The sequence below is a fragment of the Bradyrhizobium sp. genome (assembly GCF_049691595.1).
Taxonomy (GTDB): domain Bacteria; phylum Pseudomonadota; class Alphaproteobacteria; order Rhizobiales; family Xanthobacteraceae; genus Bradyrhizobium.
Genome location: NZ_JBAVNZ010000278.1, coordinates 1 through 15,338 on the forward strand (window position 1 = coordinate 1; position 15,338 = coordinate 15,338).

18 protein-coding genes and 1 pseudogene are annotated in these 15,338 nt (G+C 64.5%); 15 read left to right on the forward strand and 4 right to left on the reverse strand.

Translation table 11 applies throughout. The annotated features are described in order from the left end of the window. Positions 1-241: pseudogene (locus tag WCE35_RS12530) on the reverse strand (MFS transporter); the annotation flags it as partial. 156 nt (positions 242-397) lie between these two features. Between WCE35_RS12530 and WCE35_RS12535 the strand changes: the two are divergent. Beyond that, a complete protein-coding gene (locus tag WCE35_RS12535) occupies positions 398-1,783 on the forward strand; it encodes an Nramp family divalent metal transporter (protein ID WP_424593662.1) in 1,386 nt (461 codons plus the stop codon). Between the two features lie 84 nt (positions 1,784-1,867). On the opposite strand, the gene WCE35_RS12540 is transcribed toward WCE35_RS12535, so the two are convergent. The 3 genes from WCE35_RS12540 to hemB all read right to left on the reverse strand — a co-directional run bounded on the left by WCE35_RS12540 (position 1,868) and on the right by hemB (position 4,520). Beyond that, positions 1,868-2,644 (reverse strand): arginyltransferase, encoded by a 777-nt coding sequence (locus WCE35_RS12540; RefSeq protein ID WP_424593663.1) that lies wholly within the window; start codon positions 2,642-2,644, stop codon positions 1,868-1,870. Between the two features lie 78 nt (positions 2,645-2,722). Next, positions 2,723-3,274 (reverse strand): RDD family protein, encoded by a 552-nt coding sequence (locus WCE35_RS12545; RefSeq protein ID WP_424593664.1) that lies wholly within the window; start codon positions 3,272-3,274, stop codon positions 2,723-2,725. 184 nt (positions 3,275-3,458) lie between these two features. Beyond that, positions 3,459-4,520, reverse strand: coding sequence for a porphobilinogen synthase (hemB, locus tag WCE35_RS12550; protein WP_424593665.1), 1,062 nt, complete (start codon positions 4,518-4,520; stop codon positions 3,459-3,461). A 177-nt stretch (positions 4,521-4,697) separates the two neighbouring features. Between hemB and WCE35_RS12555 the strand changes: the two genes are divergently transcribed. The 14 genes from WCE35_RS12555 to WCE35_RS12620 all read left to right on the forward strand — a co-directional run. Then, positions 4,698-5,156 carry a DUF6163 family protein gene (locus WCE35_RS12555; protein WP_424593666.1) on the forward strand — a complete coding sequence of 153 codons (459 nt, stop codon included), beginning with the start codon at positions 4,698-4,700 and terminating at the stop codon, positions 5,154-5,156. A gap of 403 nt (positions 5,157-5,559) precedes the next feature. Further along, positions 5,560-6,075, forward strand: coding sequence for a transcriptional regulator LdtR (gene ldtR, locus WCE35_RS12560; RefSeq protein ID WP_424593667.1), 516 nt, complete (start codon positions 5,560-5,562; stop codon positions 6,073-6,075). Positions 6,076-6,269: 194 nt separating this feature from the next. Further along, on the forward strand, positions 6,270-6,500 hold the full coding sequence (locus tag WCE35_RS12565) for a hypothetical protein (protein WP_424593668.1): 231 nt from the start codon (positions 6,270-6,272) through the stop codon (positions 6,498-6,500). 118 nt (positions 6,501-6,618) lie between these two features. Next, a complete protein-coding gene (locus tag WCE35_RS12570; RefSeq protein WP_424593669.1) occupies positions 6,619-6,885 on the forward strand; it encodes a PilZ domain-containing protein in 267 nt (88 codons plus the stop codon). After that, entirely contained in the window at positions 6,882-7,136 is a 255-nt protein-coding gene (locus tag WCE35_RS12575) for a hypothetical protein (RefSeq protein WP_424593670.1), read from the forward strand. Before WCE35_RS12570 ends, WCE35_RS12575 begins: the two co-directional genes overlap by 4 nt. Positions 7,137-7,357: 221 nt before the next feature. Continuing rightward, entirely contained in the window at positions 7,358-7,984 is a 627-nt protein-coding gene (locus WCE35_RS12580; RefSeq protein WP_424593671.1) for a glutathione S-transferase family protein, read from the forward strand. Between the two features lie 331 nt (positions 7,985-8,315). Next, positions 8,316-9,638, forward strand: coding sequence for a serine hydroxymethyltransferase (gene glyA, locus WCE35_RS12585; protein ID WP_424593672.1), 1,323 nt, complete (start codon positions 8,316-8,318; stop codon positions 9,636-9,638). Positions 9,639-9,650: 12 nt separating this feature from the next. After that, positions 9,651-10,133, forward strand: a complete 483-nt coding sequence (gene nrdR, locus WCE35_RS12590; protein ID WP_424593673.1) for a transcriptional regulator NrdR — start codon at positions 9,651-9,653, stop codon at positions 10,131-10,133. Next, positions 10,130-11,281, forward strand: coding sequence for a bifunctional diaminohydroxyphosphoribosylaminopyrimidine deaminase/5-amino-6-(5-phosphoribosylamino)uracil reductase RibD (gene ribD, locus WCE35_RS12595; RefSeq protein ID WP_424593674.1), 1,152 nt, complete (start codon positions 10,130-10,132; stop codon positions 11,279-11,281). The genes nrdR and ribD overlap by 4 nt, the downstream gene beginning before the upstream one ends. Continuing rightward, positions 11,281-11,889, forward strand: a complete 609-nt coding sequence (locus tag WCE35_RS12600; protein WP_424593675.1) for a riboflavin synthase — start codon at positions 11,281-11,283, stop codon at positions 11,887-11,889. Before ribD ends, WCE35_RS12600 begins: the two co-directional genes overlap by 1 nt. A gap of 131 nt (positions 11,890-12,020) precedes the next feature. Beyond that, positions 12,021-12,512: a 6,7-dimethyl-8-ribityllumazine synthase gene (gene ribH, locus WCE35_RS12605; protein ID WP_424593676.1), complete on the forward strand. Its 492-nt coding sequence runs from the start codon at positions 12,021-12,023 to the stop codon at positions 12,510-12,512. Then, positions 12,512-13,024: a transcription antitermination factor NusB gene (gene nusB, locus WCE35_RS12610; RefSeq protein ID WP_424593677.1), complete on the forward strand. Its 513-nt coding sequence runs from the start codon at positions 12,512-12,514 to the stop codon at positions 13,022-13,024. Before ribH ends, nusB begins: the two co-directional genes overlap by 1 nt. Next, positions 13,017-14,015 carry a thiamine-phosphate kinase gene (gene thiL / locus WCE35_RS12615; RefSeq protein ID WP_424593678.1) on the forward strand — a complete coding sequence of 333 codons (999 nt, stop codon included), beginning with the start codon at positions 13,017-13,019 and terminating at the stop codon, positions 14,013-14,015. Before nusB ends, thiL begins: the two co-directional genes overlap by 8 nt. Before the next feature lie 207 nt (positions 14,016-14,222). After that, positions 14,223-15,338 (forward strand): sodium/proton-translocating pyrophosphatase (locus tag WCE35_RS12620; RefSeq protein ID WP_424593679.1); only part of this gene is annotated, 1,116 nt, incomplete at its 3' end.

Here is a 15,338-nt window from a genome sequence, read left to right on the forward strand (position 1 = left end):
CCATCAGCCAGCGCCGCGAGATGCGGTCGGCGAGCTGGCCGGCGGGGATCGCGAACAGGATGAACGGCAGCGTCAACACCGTCTGCAATAGCCCGGTCTGGCCCTCGCCGCCGCCAAGCAGCAGCACCGCGACAATGGGAGCGGCGGCCAGCGCGACCTGCTCGGCCGACTGCGCCGCGAGGTTGGACCAGGCGAGGCGGTTGAAGGTTGCGGGCAGCCGAGGCGTGTTGAAGGCGGGCATGGCGGAATTCCCCGAGATCCGGTTGATTGCCACTGTCGAGCTTCAAGGCCGTCAAACCCACCCGCTTCCCGACAGCAGGCGCGACGGGCCAGGCCGCCCAGCCAGATGCAGTTGCAAATGAGTTGCAATAAATTCAATTTCCGTCATGATGGCGAAATGGATGCCCGATCGCCCGATTTGACCCCGGATGCGTTCCCAGAGACCGTTGCCAGCCCGCCGCCGGAGGGCTCCGGCTGGCGCACGGCACGCGGCGAGCCGTCGCTCATGGGCCTGTTCGCGTCGGTCGGGACCGCCAGGGACGCATCGGTCTGGCGCAAGCTCCTGGCGTTCCTCGGCCCTGGCTATCTGGTCGCCGTCGGCTACATGGATCCCGGCAACTGGGCGACCTCGCTCGCCGGCGGTTCCAAATTCGGCTATGCGCTGCTGACGGTGGCGCTGTTGTCCAATCTGATGGCGATCGTGCTGCAATCGCTGTGCACGCGGCTTGGCGTCGGCGCCGGTCGCGACCTCGCGCAGGCCTGCCGCGATTCCTATCCGCGCTGGGTGGCCTGGCCGCTGTGGCTGTCGGCGGAGATCGCGATCACCGCGACCGACCTGGCCGAGGTGATCGGCACCGCGATCGGCCTCAATCTGTTGTTTCACGTTCCGCTCGAGATCGGCGTGATCATCACCGCGGCCGACGTGTTTCTGATCCTGGCGCTGCAGGCGTTCGGTTTCCGCTGGATCGAGGCCTTCGTGGTGGCGATGCTGGGCGTGATCGCGGCGTGCTTCGCGATCCAGATCGCGATGGCCGATCCCGATTGGGGCGCGGTGATCCGCGGCTTTGCGCCGTCCACCGACATCCTGCGCAACCGCGAGATGCTCTACCTCGCGCTCGGTATTTTGGGCGCGACCGTGATGCCGCATAATCTATACCTGCATTCCGGCCTGGTGCAGACCCGCGCCTATGGCCCCGGCATCGAGGAACGGCGCGAGGCGATCAAGCTCGCGACCATCGATTCCTCGATCGCGCTGTGCCTTGCGCTCGTCATCAACGCCTCGATCCTGATTCTCGCCGCGGCGACGTTCCATCGCGCCGGCAAGACCGACGTCGCCGAACTCGACCAGGCGCATTCCTTTCTCGCCCCGCTGCTCGGCTCGACCATGGCGCCGACGCTGTTTGCGATCGCATTGCTGTGCTGCGGGCTGAATTCCACCATCACCGCGACGCTGTCAGGCCAGATCGTGATGGAGGGTTTCATCAATTTGCGCATCGCGCCCTGGCTGCGGCGGATGGTGACGCGCGCAATCGCGATCGTGCCGGCGGTGGTGGTGACGATCTGGGCCGGCGAGAAGGCGACCGGGCAGTTGTTGATCCTCAGTCAAGTGGTGCTCAGTCTGCAACTGCCGTTCGCCGTGGTGCCGCTGGTGATGTTCACCGCCAGCCGCGCCAAGATGGGTCCGTTCACCGCGCCGCGCTGGCTGACGGCGCTGGCGGCGCTGACGGCGGCGGTCATCATCGCGCTGAACGCGAAACTGGTGTTCGATTTTGTGATGGGGTGAAGGAGATGCGAATAGCGAGTAGCGAATAGCGAATAGCGAATGGAAGGTTTCCCTGTTCGCTATTCGCCACTCGCTATTCGCCATCTAATCCTGCGGCTCCGACGGCACTTCGCCTGAGGCATCGACCCGCAGCCAGCCTGACGGCGCGAGCCGCTGCTGCGGCAGGAAGCGGCCCTTGTAGTCCATCTTCCTGGAGCCGGCGATCCAGTAGCCGAGATAGACGTAGGGAAGCCCCAGCCTGCGGGCGCGGGCGATGTGGTCGAGGATCATGAAGGTGCCGAGCGAGCGGCTGCGCTCGGACGGCTCGAAGAACGAATAGACCATCGACAGCCCGTCGCTCAGCACGTCGGTCAGCGCCACCGCGATCAGATCCTCGCCGCGACCGGTGATGCCGCTGTCGACGCCGCGCTTGCGGTATTCGATGATGCGGGTTTCGACATGGCTGTCTTCCACCATCATCGCGTAGTCGAGCACGGTCATGTCGGCCATGCCGCCGTGGCGATGGCGCTTGTCGAGATAGGCGCGAAACACCGAATATTGTTCCGAGGTCGGCACCGCGCTGCGCTGTTCGCCGACGATGTCGACGTTGCGCGCCAGAATTTTCCGGAAATTGCGCGAGGGCCGGAATTCGTTGGCAACCACGCGCACCGACACGCAGGCCCGGCACTGGTCGCAAGCCGGGCGATAGGCGATCGACTGGCTGCGGCGGAAGCCGCCATGGGTCAAGAGGTCGTTGAGGTCGCCGGCCTTGTCGCCGACCAGATGCGTGAACACCTTGCGCTCGTGCCGGCCCGGCAGATAGGGGCAGGGCGAAGGCGCTGTCAGGTAGAATTGCGGGGTGTCGCGCGAATGCTGGGTCACGTCAGATCGTCAGGCCTCCGAAGCAGCCGCGCATAGCATCGCGCCGCGGAGGCTGACGGTCAATCGGTTTGGCCGGATTCAATAGCTGCGCGCCGCCGGCGTGACCTGGGGTCGCACCGAGCTGTTGATAACCACGGTTCCCAGGATGATGTCGTGCAACAGCCGGCGGCGGCTGTTGAACAGACCGACCAAGAGGACCAGCGGCGTCAGGAACGAGATCGACACCCAGAACAGCACGGCATGGGTGGCGCCGAGCACGAAATAGCCCGGCGCGCCGTACCAGGTGCGCAGTTCCAGATCCATCACGCGCATGCCCATGGTGGCCGAATGCGGCCCGCCGATCGAGGTGCCGTAATAGACCACCGCCCAGATCACCGTGGCCGGCCACGCCAGCCAGAACAGCGCCCAGCCGAGCCCGAGCGTGATCAGGCCGAACAGGGCGATGAAGAGGTAACCGAGGATCACCGGGACTGACAGCACGACGAGGTCGATCAGGAACGCAAAAACCCGCCGTGTCAGCAAGCCGCGAAACAATTCCGGCTGCGACAAGGGATCGAATGCATGCGGCGGAACCCCGTCGTCGCTGCGCCAGGCATGGCCGCCGGTATCGCCCGAACCGCTGTAAGACATGATCAGCCCTCCGACTTGATGTCCGGTGCAGCAGATGGGAACCGCGGGCCCGCCCGCAAGGTCCGGCGATCATTAACAAGCCGCAACATTCCGGCGATTCGGGGGCCGGAGGATTGGATGGCGAATAGGGAGTGGCGAATAGCAAATAAGAACCTCCACTCGCTACTCGCCATTCGCGTCTTCGTCAGCCGCCCGCCTTCAGCTTTTCCGCCGCCCGGGCCGCGAAATAAGTCAAAATGCCGTCGGCGCCGGCGCGCTTGAACCCCAGCAGGCTCTCCATCATCGCGCGGTCGCCGTCGATCCAGCCGTGGCCGGCGGCCGCCGCGATCATCGCGTACTCGCCGGACACCTGGTAGACGAAGGTCGGCATCGCGAAGGTGTCTTTCACCCGCCGCACGATGTCGAGATAGGGCATGCCCGGCTTCACCATCACCATGTCCGCGCCTTCCGCGATGTCGAGTTCGACTTCGCGCAAGGCTTCGTCGGAATTGGCGCTGTCCATCTGATAGGTGCGCTTGTCGCCTGTCAGTGTCTTGGCCGAGCCGATGGCGTCGCGGAACGGGCCGTAGAAGGCGGAGGCATATTTCGCCGCATAGGCCATGATCTGCACGTCGACGAAACCGGCATCGTCGAGCGCCTCGCGGATCGCGCCGACCCGGCCGTCCATCATGTCGGAAGGTGCGATGACGTCGCAGCCGGCCTCGGCCTGCACCAGCGCCTGCCGCACCAGGACCGCCACCGTCTCGTCGTTGAGGATCTTGCCGTCCTCGATCAGCCCGTCATGGCCGTGGCTGGTGAAGGGATCGAGGGCTACGTCGCAGAGCACGCCGAGGTCGGGAAATTCCTGCTTGATCGCGCGCACCGATTTGCAGACGAGATTTTCGGGGTTGAGCGCCTCCGAGCCCTGCGCATCGCGCAGGCTGGGCTCGGTGTAAGGAAACAGCGCGATGCAGGGGATATCGAGCTTGATGGCGCGCTCGGCGTCGCGCACCGCCTGGTCGACGGTGATGCGGTCGACGCCGGGCATCGAGGCGACCGCAATGCGGGCGTTGTGGCCGTCGACGACAAATAGCGGCCAGATCAGATCGTCCGAGGTGAGGACGTTTTCCCGCACCAGCCGCCGCGCCCACTCGGCCTTGCGGTTGCGGCGCGGGCGAACCGTCAGGTCGAGCGGCGGCGAGGCGAGGGTGGTCTGCCGCCGCGCCGCGTCGCGCATTTCGATCGGACGCCCGAATTTGATCGCCATATGGGGGTACTCCTCGACGGCCGGCCGGCCTTGATCTGTTTCAATCCTAGCATCTTGGATCGGCTCCGTCATGATCTGCCGCAACAATCTGCCGTAACTGCGATTGATTTTAGCTCGCCGGCGGGCCAAGACTCCGCCCCATGAGGACATCCACCTGGCCTATGAGCTCCTATTCGCATGTCTGACAGCTCCGCGCGCGACCCATCACGGGACAATGCCATGTCGGCGGCGATGGCGTCCGGTCGCGTCGAGCCCGATGACAATGCGTGGACGCGGCGGCTGGTGCTCTTCCTGCGCATCATGGCGGTGATCTCGATCGCCCAGGGCCTCTACCACTGGGCGCAGGTGACGGGCTTCATCGGCGGCGAGGAGGAGGCGTTCGAAAACCAGTCGATGCCCTGGCAAACCGCGACCGTCTATTTCGCCGTGATCGAACTCGTGGCCGCCGTCGGTCTATGGCTGGCGACGCCGTGGGGCGCGGTGGTCTGGCTCACGACCGTCGTGTCGATGGCGGTGATCGAGCTGATGTTTCCGGGAATCTACGGCGGCAGCCTGACGGTGGTCGCGCTCGAAGCCTTGATGCTCGCGACGTATCTGGTGCTGGCGTGGATGGCCGCGCGCGAACGCCCGCCATAGCGCCTGCGACCGGTTTTTTTCCGGGCTCGTGCCGCCAATTTCCGTGCGTGCAGAAATCACCCGGCGATTGCAGACCCGCTTTGCACAGGTTCGGCGGTAACCCTTCGCTCACCGTAAAGGGTTGCGCCACACCTGTTACGCGAACGTTTCGAATTCGAGCCAGGCTGTTTTGGAATGTAACAGGGGACGCAGACGAAGCGTGAACAGAGGCTTCGCACCCTCAATGAAAAGTTGCGAAAAGCCCTTTATCCATGGGCTTAATCGGCGATTCACTGTCTTAAATTCATGATCTCTTTATTCTCTTATTTAAGCTGATCTTCAAGCCGCCCCCTTAAGTTGAGGCTATCAGGCGGGACAGAAGTTTCGTCGAATAAGTCGATAAAACGACAACAGGGGAAGTGTCATGATGAAAGCCGTTGCAACGGCGGTGGAAACCGCCGATCGCGCTGCCGGTCAAGCTCCCGTGCAGCCGCTCTACCTCGAAGCATTGACGCTGGTGGAACGGCTGCATCGCCGCCTGCTCGACGTCATCAAGGACGAATTCGATCGCCGTGGCCGCGCCGACATCAACTCGGTGCAGGCGCTCCTGCTCTATAACATCGGCGACAAGGAACTGACCGCGGGCGAGCTGCGCACGCGCGGTTACTATCTCGGCTCCAACGTTTCCTACAACCTCAAGAAGCTCGTCGAGCTGGGCTTCCTCGATCATCAGCGCTCGCGCGTCGATCGCCGCTCGGTCCGCATCCGCCTGACCGCGCAGGGTCAGGAAATCCGCCGCATCGTCGACGCGCTCTATCAGAAGCACGTCAAGACCGTTGAGCAGGTCGGCGGCATCTCGAACGAGGAGTTCGCGACGTTGAACAAGTCGCTGCACCGGCTCGAGCGGTTCTGGACCGACCAGATCCTGTATCGGCTCTGAGAATTTCGATCGCCAACCTGGTCAATCCGGCGTCTCAGAAGACCGGCGGCCGGCGAGGCTTCGCAAAGCGCATCGGGTCGGGTTTTCCGGCCCGGTGCGCTTTTTGTTTGCGTCACCGCAAAATAGTTTCCCGAAGGCGGGAACCGGCGTGGGCGCGCGCGCTTTATCAGTCCGGATCGGAGGAGAGCCGGAACATGCTGGTCACGCGCGGACCGCGGGTGATGAATCTCGAGGTTGTCAGCGATGCCTATGCGATCGCGGCCGGCTACCTTCGCAGGACCGGCGCCATCCCCGATACCTTTGAGTGCAACGAGCGGCTTCTGGAAATCATCGCGCAGCGGTTTCGGCGCGGCGAATCCAACCGGATCAGGCTGGCGAACCAGGCGATCACCGAGTTCGAAGCCTGCTACCTGATCGACCTCTGACCGGCGCAGCCATGGAAGCTGCCATCGGCGTTTTCGGTTATCAAATCGTTGTTCGATACAGCCCGGTTTGAATGTCGGCGTTGACCCGGTCCTCAGACTTCCGGCCTAAACCACCAAAATGGAAGAGCGGCGAGCGATACCGAGGACGCGGGTTTTCAAGGCCGGATCGATCGAGTTCGACGGCGCCGTGGTCGATTGCACCATCAGAAATCTCTCCCTGCTCGGCGCGGGGATCGAGGTCGCAACCCCGCTCGGTATCCCTCATGAGGTCACGCTACTGATCATATCCCGTCATGAGCGTCAGCATTGCCACATCATCTGGCGCGGCGACAGGCGGATCGGCGTGGCATTCGACAATGCCGGGTCGGCCAGGGGCATTTCGTGATCGACGAAAAGGTCAAGATAAGATGCACGAAATGCGCGCAGGTATTCCGGGAGCGGGCGCAGCGAATCCGCGACGGGTTTCAAACCAACTGTCAGCATTGCAATCGGCTGATTACGTTCGATATCGGTTCGGAAGATCGAAATATCCGCCGGGCGCTCATGTGCGCCAGGGAGGTGCGGCTGGCACTTGAAACCCGGCCCAGCCGTGAAAGCGTGCCGCACGGCTCGGTCCGCGAAGGCCGGCAGTTCTAGCCGGCCGGCCTGATGGATTGCTTCGCTCGCGCTCGCAATGACGGGTGATGCAGCGCCAGCATATCTCCGCTGTCATTGCGAGAGCGAACGAAGCAATTCATTCTTTCACTTGGTGGCGGGATGGATCGCTTTCGCCCGCAAATCACCGTCGCAAGTCGCTGCCCTTGGCCAATCGCGTCTGATAAACCTCGAGATCTCAACAAGAACCCCGAGGAAACCTCATGCTCACGCTTCATCATCTCAACGACTCCCGCTCACAGCGGATCCTGTGGTTGCTCGAAGAGCTCGGCACGCCCTATGAGATGAAGCGCTATCAGCGCGACGCCACGACGAGGTTGGCGCCGCCGGAGCTCAAGCAGGTACATCCGCTCGGCAAGTCGCCCGTGATCATCGACGGCGATATCCGGATCGCGGAATCCGGGGCGATCGTCGATTACATCATCCGCCGTTACGGCAAGGGGGCGATGATGCCGGCGCCCGGCAGCGCCGACCATGAAGCCTACCACGAGTGGCTGCATTATTCGGAAGGCTCGGCAATGCTGCCGCTGATGCTCAATCTCTACGTGTCCCGCCTGAAAGAGGCGGGCGCGCCGCTGCATCCGCGGATCGACAGCGAGATCGCCAATCATCTCGGCTATGTCGATGCCGCGTTGCAGGGCCGCGAGTTCTTCGTCGGCCCGGCGCTGACCGGCGCCGACATCCAGATGAGCTTTGTCGGCGAGATGGCAAAGGTGTTCGACAGGCTCGCCCCGTATCCGAATCTGGCGGGCTGGTTATCGCGCATGCATGCGCGGCCGGCGTTCCAGCGCTCGGTCGGGAAGGGCGGGGCGTACCGGTTTGCGACGTAGGGGAAATTGGGGTGTCGAAAGCGTTGGTCTCGTTTCCCGGGCGCAGTGCAGCATGAGCGAAGCGAATGGTGCGCTGCTGACCCGGGATCCACCCCTTCTACGAAGTCGATGGGTCCCGGTTCTGCGAAGCAACGCTGAGCGCTGCATCGCGCCCGGGACACGGGTACCTTGTGCCCCCGTCCCCACCATATCTTGCATAAATATCAGGCTTCCACCGCAACGGCTTGGCGCTTTCCGGCCGATGTGGTATCCCGGCAAAACCGCTTCCGACCGCCACCCATGACCGTCCGTAGCCCGCCTAAGCGGTTGCGGCGGTGGAGATATTTTGCCGATGACCCCTCCGACCAGCGCTTCATCTGCGAGCGTCAAGACTGCTTCCACGCCCGACTCGTTCTTTTCGGCTACGCTCGCCGAGGCCGATCCGGAAATCGCCGCGGCGATCAAGGGCGAACTCGGCCGGCAGCGCCATGAGATCGAGCTGATTGCGTCCGAAAACATCGTCAGCCGCGCGGTGCTGGAAGCGCAGGGCTCGGTGATGACCAACAAATATGCGGAAGGGTATCCGGGCCATCGCTATTATGGCGGCTGCGAGTGGGTCGACGTCGCCGAGACCCTGGCGATTGAGCGTGCCAAAAAGCTGTTCGGCGCCGGCTTTGCGAATGTTCAGCCCAACTCGGGCAGCCAGATGAACCAGGCGGTGTTTCTGGCGCTGCTGCAGCCCGGCGACACGTTTATGGGGCTCGATCTCGCCGCCGGCGGGCATCTCACCCATGGCTCGCCCGTCAACTTGTCCGGCAAATGGTTCAAGGCGGTGCATTACACCGTACGGCGCGAGGACCAGCTCATCGACATGGACGCGGTGGCGAAACAGGCCGAGCAGGTCCGGCCAAAACTGATCATCGCGGGCGGATCGGCCTATTCGCGGCCCTGGGATTTCAAGCGCTTTCGCGACATCGCCGACTCAATCGGCGCCTATCTGCTGGTGGACATGGCGCATTTCGCCGGCCTCGTCGCCGGCGGCGTGCATGCCTCGCCGGTGCCGCATGCCCATGTCACCACCACCACCACGCATAAATCGCTGCGCGGCCCGCGCGGCGGCCTGATCCTCACCAATGACGAGGCGCTGGCGAAGAAATTCAACTCGGCGATCTTCCCGGGCCTGCAGGGCGGCCCCTTGATGCATGTGATCGCGGCCAAGGCGGTGGCGTTCGCCGAGGCGCTGCGGCCGGACTTCAAGATCTACGCGAAGAATGTCGTGGAAAATGCCAAGGCGCTGGCGGAATCGATGCGCGCGCACGGCTTCGACATCGTCTCGGGCGGCACCGACAACCATTTGATGCTGGTCGATCTCCGGCCCAAGGGCCTGAAGGGCAACGTCTCGGAGAAGGCGCTGGTGCGCGCGGCGATCACCTGCAACAAGAACGGCATTCCGTTCGACCCGGAAAAGCCGTTTGTCACCTCGGGGCTTCGCCTTGGCACGCCCGCGGCGACCACGCGCGGCTTCGGCGTTGCCGAATTCCAGCAGGTCGGCGGCCTGATCGCCGAGGTGCTCAACGCGATTGCGCAGTCGCAGGACGGCAAGGCGCCGCTGGTGGAAGCCGCGATCAAGGAACGCGTCAAGGCTTTGACCGATCGCTTCCCGATTTACCAGTAAAGGTCCTCCCGGATGCGTTGTCCCAGCTGCAACAGTCTCGATACGCAGGTGAAGGATTCGCGTCCGACCGAGGATTCCGCCGTGATCCGGCGGCGGCGGGTCTGCATCACCTGCAATTTCCGCTTCACCACCTTCGAGCGGGTGCAATTGCGTGAACTGACGGTCATCAAGCGCAACGGCCGAAGGGTGCCGTTCGACCGCGACAAGCTGGTGCGCTCGCTGCAGATATCCCTGCGCAAGCGGCCGGTCGATGCCGAGCGGGTCGAAAAAATGGTCTCGGCGATCGTGCGCGAGCTCGAGAGCGGCGGCGAGGCGGAAATCTCGTCGGAGGCGATCGGCGAGATCGTGATGGAGCATCTGCGCGGGCTCGACGATGTCGCCTATGTCCGCTTCGCCTCCGTCTATCGCAATTTCCGCGAAGCCAAGGATTTTGAAACGGTGCTCGGCGAACTCTCCGGCGAAGAGGATACGCGGGTCGCGACGTTACGCAAATGATCTTCCGCATTCTGGAAGACCAGTTCGCGCAGCAGGCCAAAGAGGCGAAGGCGGTCGACCTGCGTTTCATGCAGCTCGCGCTGTCGCTTGGGCGGCGCGGCCAGGGCCGCACCTGGCCCAATCCGGCGGTCGGCGCGGTGGCGGTCAAGGACGGCGTCATCGTCGGCCGTGGCTGGACGCAACCGGGCGGCCGTCCCCATGCCGAGCCGGAGGCGCTGAGACGCGCCGGCGAGGCCGCGCGCGGCGCCACGCTCTATGTGACGCTGGAGCCGTGCTCGCATGTCGGCAAATCGCCGCCCTGCACCGAGGCCGTCATGGCCGCCGGAATCAAACGGGTGGTATCGGCGGTCGAGGATCCCAATCCCGAAGTCGCGGGGCAGGGCCATGCAAGACTGCGTGCCGCCGGGATATCCGTCGATATCGGGCTGTGTGCGGCGGAGGCGGCGCGCGATCATGCCGGGCATTTCCGGCGCGTCCGCGACAGGCGTCCGCATGTGATCCTCAAGCTCGCGGTGTCCGCGGACGACAAGATCGGCGCCGCTGGCCACAAGCCGGTCGCCATATCAGGCGAGGCCGCGAGAACCCGGGTGCATCTGCTCCGCGCGCAATGCGACGCCATCCTGGTCGGGATTGGAACCGTGCTGGCCGATGATCCGCTGTTGACCTGCCGCCTGCCCGGCATGGCAGCGCGTTCGCCGGTGCGGGTGGTGCTGGACCGCGCGCTGCGGATTCCAGCTACCTCCCGGCTGGTCCAATCTGCCCGCCAGACACCGCTCTGGGTGATGACGTCAGACCTCTCCGAGGCGCCCGCCGCAGCGAAGCTTGCCGCCGCCGGCGCGCAAGTGATCCGTGTCGCCGCTACGACCACGCCGCCGGGGCTCGACCTCTCGGCGGTGCTGCATGCGCTTGCCGACAAAGGCATCATGAGACTGATGGTCGAGGGCGGCGCACGGGTGGCGTCGTCGTTCGTCTCTGCCGGTCTGGCCGATGAGATCTGGCTGCTGCGCGCGCCCGATGCGGTCGGCGCCGATGGCGTTGCCGCGCTGGACGCATTGCCGCTGTCGGCGATCACGCAGTCGCCCGCCTTTCGCGTTCGTGCCAGCGAGAGTTTGGATAAGGATACTCTTACCGTGTACGAGCGAGCCTGATGTTTACGGGGATCGTCACCGACATCGGCGAGATCGTCGGCCTGACGCCGACGGCGCAGGGACAGCTGCACCGGATGCGCATCGCCTGCCGTTACGATCGCGCGACCATCGCCGATGGCGCCTCGATCGCCTGCAACGGCGTGTGTTTGACCGTGGTCGCCTCCGGCGTCGAACGGGGCAGAACCTGGTTCGAGGTCGATGCCGCCGCCGAAACGCTTGGCATGACCACGGCGAAGCGCTGGGCAACGGGAACCCGGCTCAATCTCGAGCGCGCCCTGAAAATCGGCGATGAACTCGGCGGCCATATCGTGGCCGGGCATGCCGACGGCATCGCCACCATCGTCGAACGCGAGGATCTGCCGGACATGGCGCGGTTCGAGCTGCGCACCACGCCGGAACTGGCGCGCTTTATCGCTGCAAAAGGCTCGGTGACGCTGGATGGCGTGTCGCTGACGGTGAACACGGTCGCCGATGTCACGTTTGCCGTGCTGATCATCCCGCACACGCTTGCCGTCACCACGCTCGGCGGCTGGCACGCCGGCAGCGAGGTCAATATCGAGGTCGATCTGATGGCACGCTACGCCGCGCGGCTGTCGGAAATGAAGTAGAGCGCAGCGATAAATGTGTCATACGCGGGCTTGACCCGCCTATCCATCCTCTTAACAAGGTGGATTGCCGGATCGTCCCTGATCAAGTCGGGGACAGGCGTCCGGCAATGACAGGCTTTTTGGATGACAAGATGGCAGACGCCCGGCGCGCTCCCCTGAAGGACCAGACCGATATTTCCGGCGCGCGCGCGTTGATCGTCGAGGCGCGGTTCTACGACGACATCCAGGATGCGCTGATGGAGGGCGCGGTCGTTGAGCTGAAAGCCGCCGGCGTCACGCACGACGTCATCACCGTGCCCGGCGCGCTGGAAATTCCGGCCGCGATCGCGATCGCGCTCGATGCCGCCGAGAAGCGCGGCAAGCCCTATGACGCCGCGATTGCGCTCGGCTGTGTGGTGCGGGGCGACACCATCCATTTCGAGATCGTTGCGATCGAGTCGTCGCGCGCCCTGATGGACCTTGCGGTGGCGCGAAAATTCCCGCTCGGCAACGGCATTATCACCGTCAACACCGAGGCGCAGGCCTGGGCGCGGGCGCGCGTCTCGGAGCTCAACAAGGGCGGCGACGCCGCGCGCGCAGCGCTCGCCATGCTGCGGATCAGACGCCGGCTGACAAAGGCCTGATGATGGCAGAGAGCAAGAAGCCGGCGAAAGGATCGGACAGGAAGGGACCGGACAAGAAAGCCAACCGGCGCGGCGCGGCGCGGCTCGCCGCGGTGCAGGCGCTCTACCAGATGGATATCGCCGGTGCAGGACTGAATGACATCTTCGCCGAATTCGAGAGCCACTGGCTCGGCGGTGAAGTCGAGGGCGACAAATATCTGCCTGCCGAAGCCGCGTTCTTTCGCGACGTCGTGGCCGGCGTGGTGCGCGACCAGGCCAAACTCGATCCGCTGATCGACGATGCGCTGTCGAAGGGCTGGCCGCTGAAGCGGATCGACGCCATTTTGCGCGCGGTGTTGCGGGCGGGCTCCTATGAACTCGAGCATCGCAAGGATGTGCCCGGCCGCGTGGTCGTGTCCGAATATGTCGATGTCGCCCATGCCTTCGTCGAGAAGGACGAAACCGGCATGGTGAACGCGGTGCTCGACCAGATCGCGCGCCAGTTTCGCGCCGACGAGTTTTTACGTGGCTAGCGGACGGCCCGCGTCGGGCGAGGACGCGCTGATCGCGCGCTATTTCAGGCCGATCGCGATCGATCCGGGCGCGTTCAATCTGGATGACGACGCCGCGGCATTGAAGCCATCCGGCGACGACATCGTGGTGACGACCGATGCGATCGTCGAAGGCGTGCATTTCCTGCCCGACGATCCGCCCGATACGGTGGCGCGCAAGGCGCTGCGGGTGAACCTCTCCGATCTCGCGGCCAAGGGCGCGACGCCCACAGGCTTTGTCCTGACGCTGGCGTTGCGCAATGCCGACGAAGCCTGGCTGAAGCCGTTCGCGCAGGCGCTTGGCGAGGACGCGACGCAATTCGGTTGTCCGTTGCTCGGCGGCGACACGGTTTCCACGCCGGGCCCTTTGATGGTCTCGATCACGGCGTTCGGGCGCGTACCACCCGGCAAGATGGTTCATCGCAGCGGCGCAAAACCCGGCGACCGCGTCGTGGTGACGGGCACGATCGGCGATGCGGTGCTCGGCCTCGATGTTCTCAAGGGCGGGGCGGTCGCAGCGGCGCTCGCGGGTGATGCCGCGGCAAGGCAAATGCTGGTCGGGCGCTACCGCGTTCCCGAGCCGCGCAATGCTCTGGCGAATGCGGTTCGCGATCACGCCAGCGCGGCGATGGATGTTTCCGATGGATTGGCCGGCGATCTCGCAAAACTCTGCGCGGCATCCGGGGTGTCGGCCGCGATCGACCTCGGGAGCATCCCGTTGTCGTCTGCGGCGGCGTCGCTGCGCGCGCAGGGCACGGTCGGGATCGAAGCCATCATCACGGGCGGCGACGACTACGAGATCCTGTGCGCGATCCCGGAGAACAGCTTCGAGGCTTTCGCAAGGCAGGCCCGGCTGGCCGGGGTGGCCGTTGCCTCGATCGGCACCTTTATCGCCGGCGCGTCGATTCCCGCTTTTCTGGACGCGCAGGGCAGGGAACTCAGGCTTGAGCGGTTCTCCTACAGCCATTTCTAGAATTCCGGCCGAAACCCAACGGTTGCCGCCCAAATACCTGCCGAAATCGACGGTTTTTGGCCGCCACGGCGTTGCGCCGGGGAGGTGATTTTGGCATGGTCCCGCCCGATTTGAGGCCGCCCTTTTGGGCAGGGAAGGCCTCCTTTGATGCGCCTGCCGCGTCCGCGGCGAAGGCGTGGGGCAAGATCAGGATCTGAGGCAAATTCAATGACAGCATTATGGGTGATCGTGCTCTGCGGAGCGCTTTCGATCGTTTACGCCATCTGGGCCACGGCATCGGTGATGAAGGCGGACGCCGGCAATCCGCGGATGCAGGAAATCGCGGCCGCGGTGCGCGAGGGCGCGCAGGCCTATCTGCGCCGCCAGTACACCACGATCGGCATGGTCGGCATCGTGATCTTCGCGCTGCTGGTCTATTTCCTCGGCATGCAGGTCGCGGTGGGCTTCCTGATCGGCGCGATCCTGTCCGGTGCGGCTGGCTTCATCGGCATGAACGTCTCGGTTCGTGCCAACGTCCGCACCGCGCAGGCGGCGACCACGTCGCTGGCCGGCGGGCTCGAACTCGCGTTCAAGGCTGGCGCCATCACCGGCATGCTGGTCGCCGGTCTGGCGCTGCTCGGCGTCACCATCTATTTCGCCTATCTGACGCAGTTCATGGGCCTGAAGGCCAACGACCGCGTCGTGGTCGATGCGCTGGTGGCGCTCGGCTTCGGCGCTTCCCTGATCTCGATCTTCGCCCGTCTCGGTGGCGGCATCTTCACCAAGGGTGCCGACGTCGGTGGCGACCTTGTCGGCAAGGTCGAGGCCGGCATTCCCGAAGACGATCCGCGCAACCCCGCCACCATCGCCGACAATGTCGGCGACAATGTCGGCGACTGCGCCGGCATGGCGGCCGACCTGTTCGAGACCTATGCGGTGACCGCGGTCGCCACCATGGTGCTGGCCGCGATCTTCTTTGCGACCTCGCCGCTATTGGTGAACATGATGACGTTGCCGCTCGCGATTGGCGGCGTCTGCATCATCACCTCGATTGCCGGCACTTTCTTCGTCAAGCTCGGCGCCAGCCAGTCGATCATGGGCTCGCTATACAAGGGCCTGATTGCCACCGGCATCCTGTCGCTGGTCGGCGTTGCCGGCGTGATCTACTACCTGATCGGTTTCGGTCCGCTGGCCGGCGTGAAGTACACCGGCATGCAGCTGTTCGAATGCGGCATCGTCGGCCTCGCCGTCACCGGCCTGATCATCTGGATCACCGAATACTACACCGGCACCAACTATCGTCCGGTGAAGTCGATCGCGGCCTCGTCGGTCACCGGCCATGGC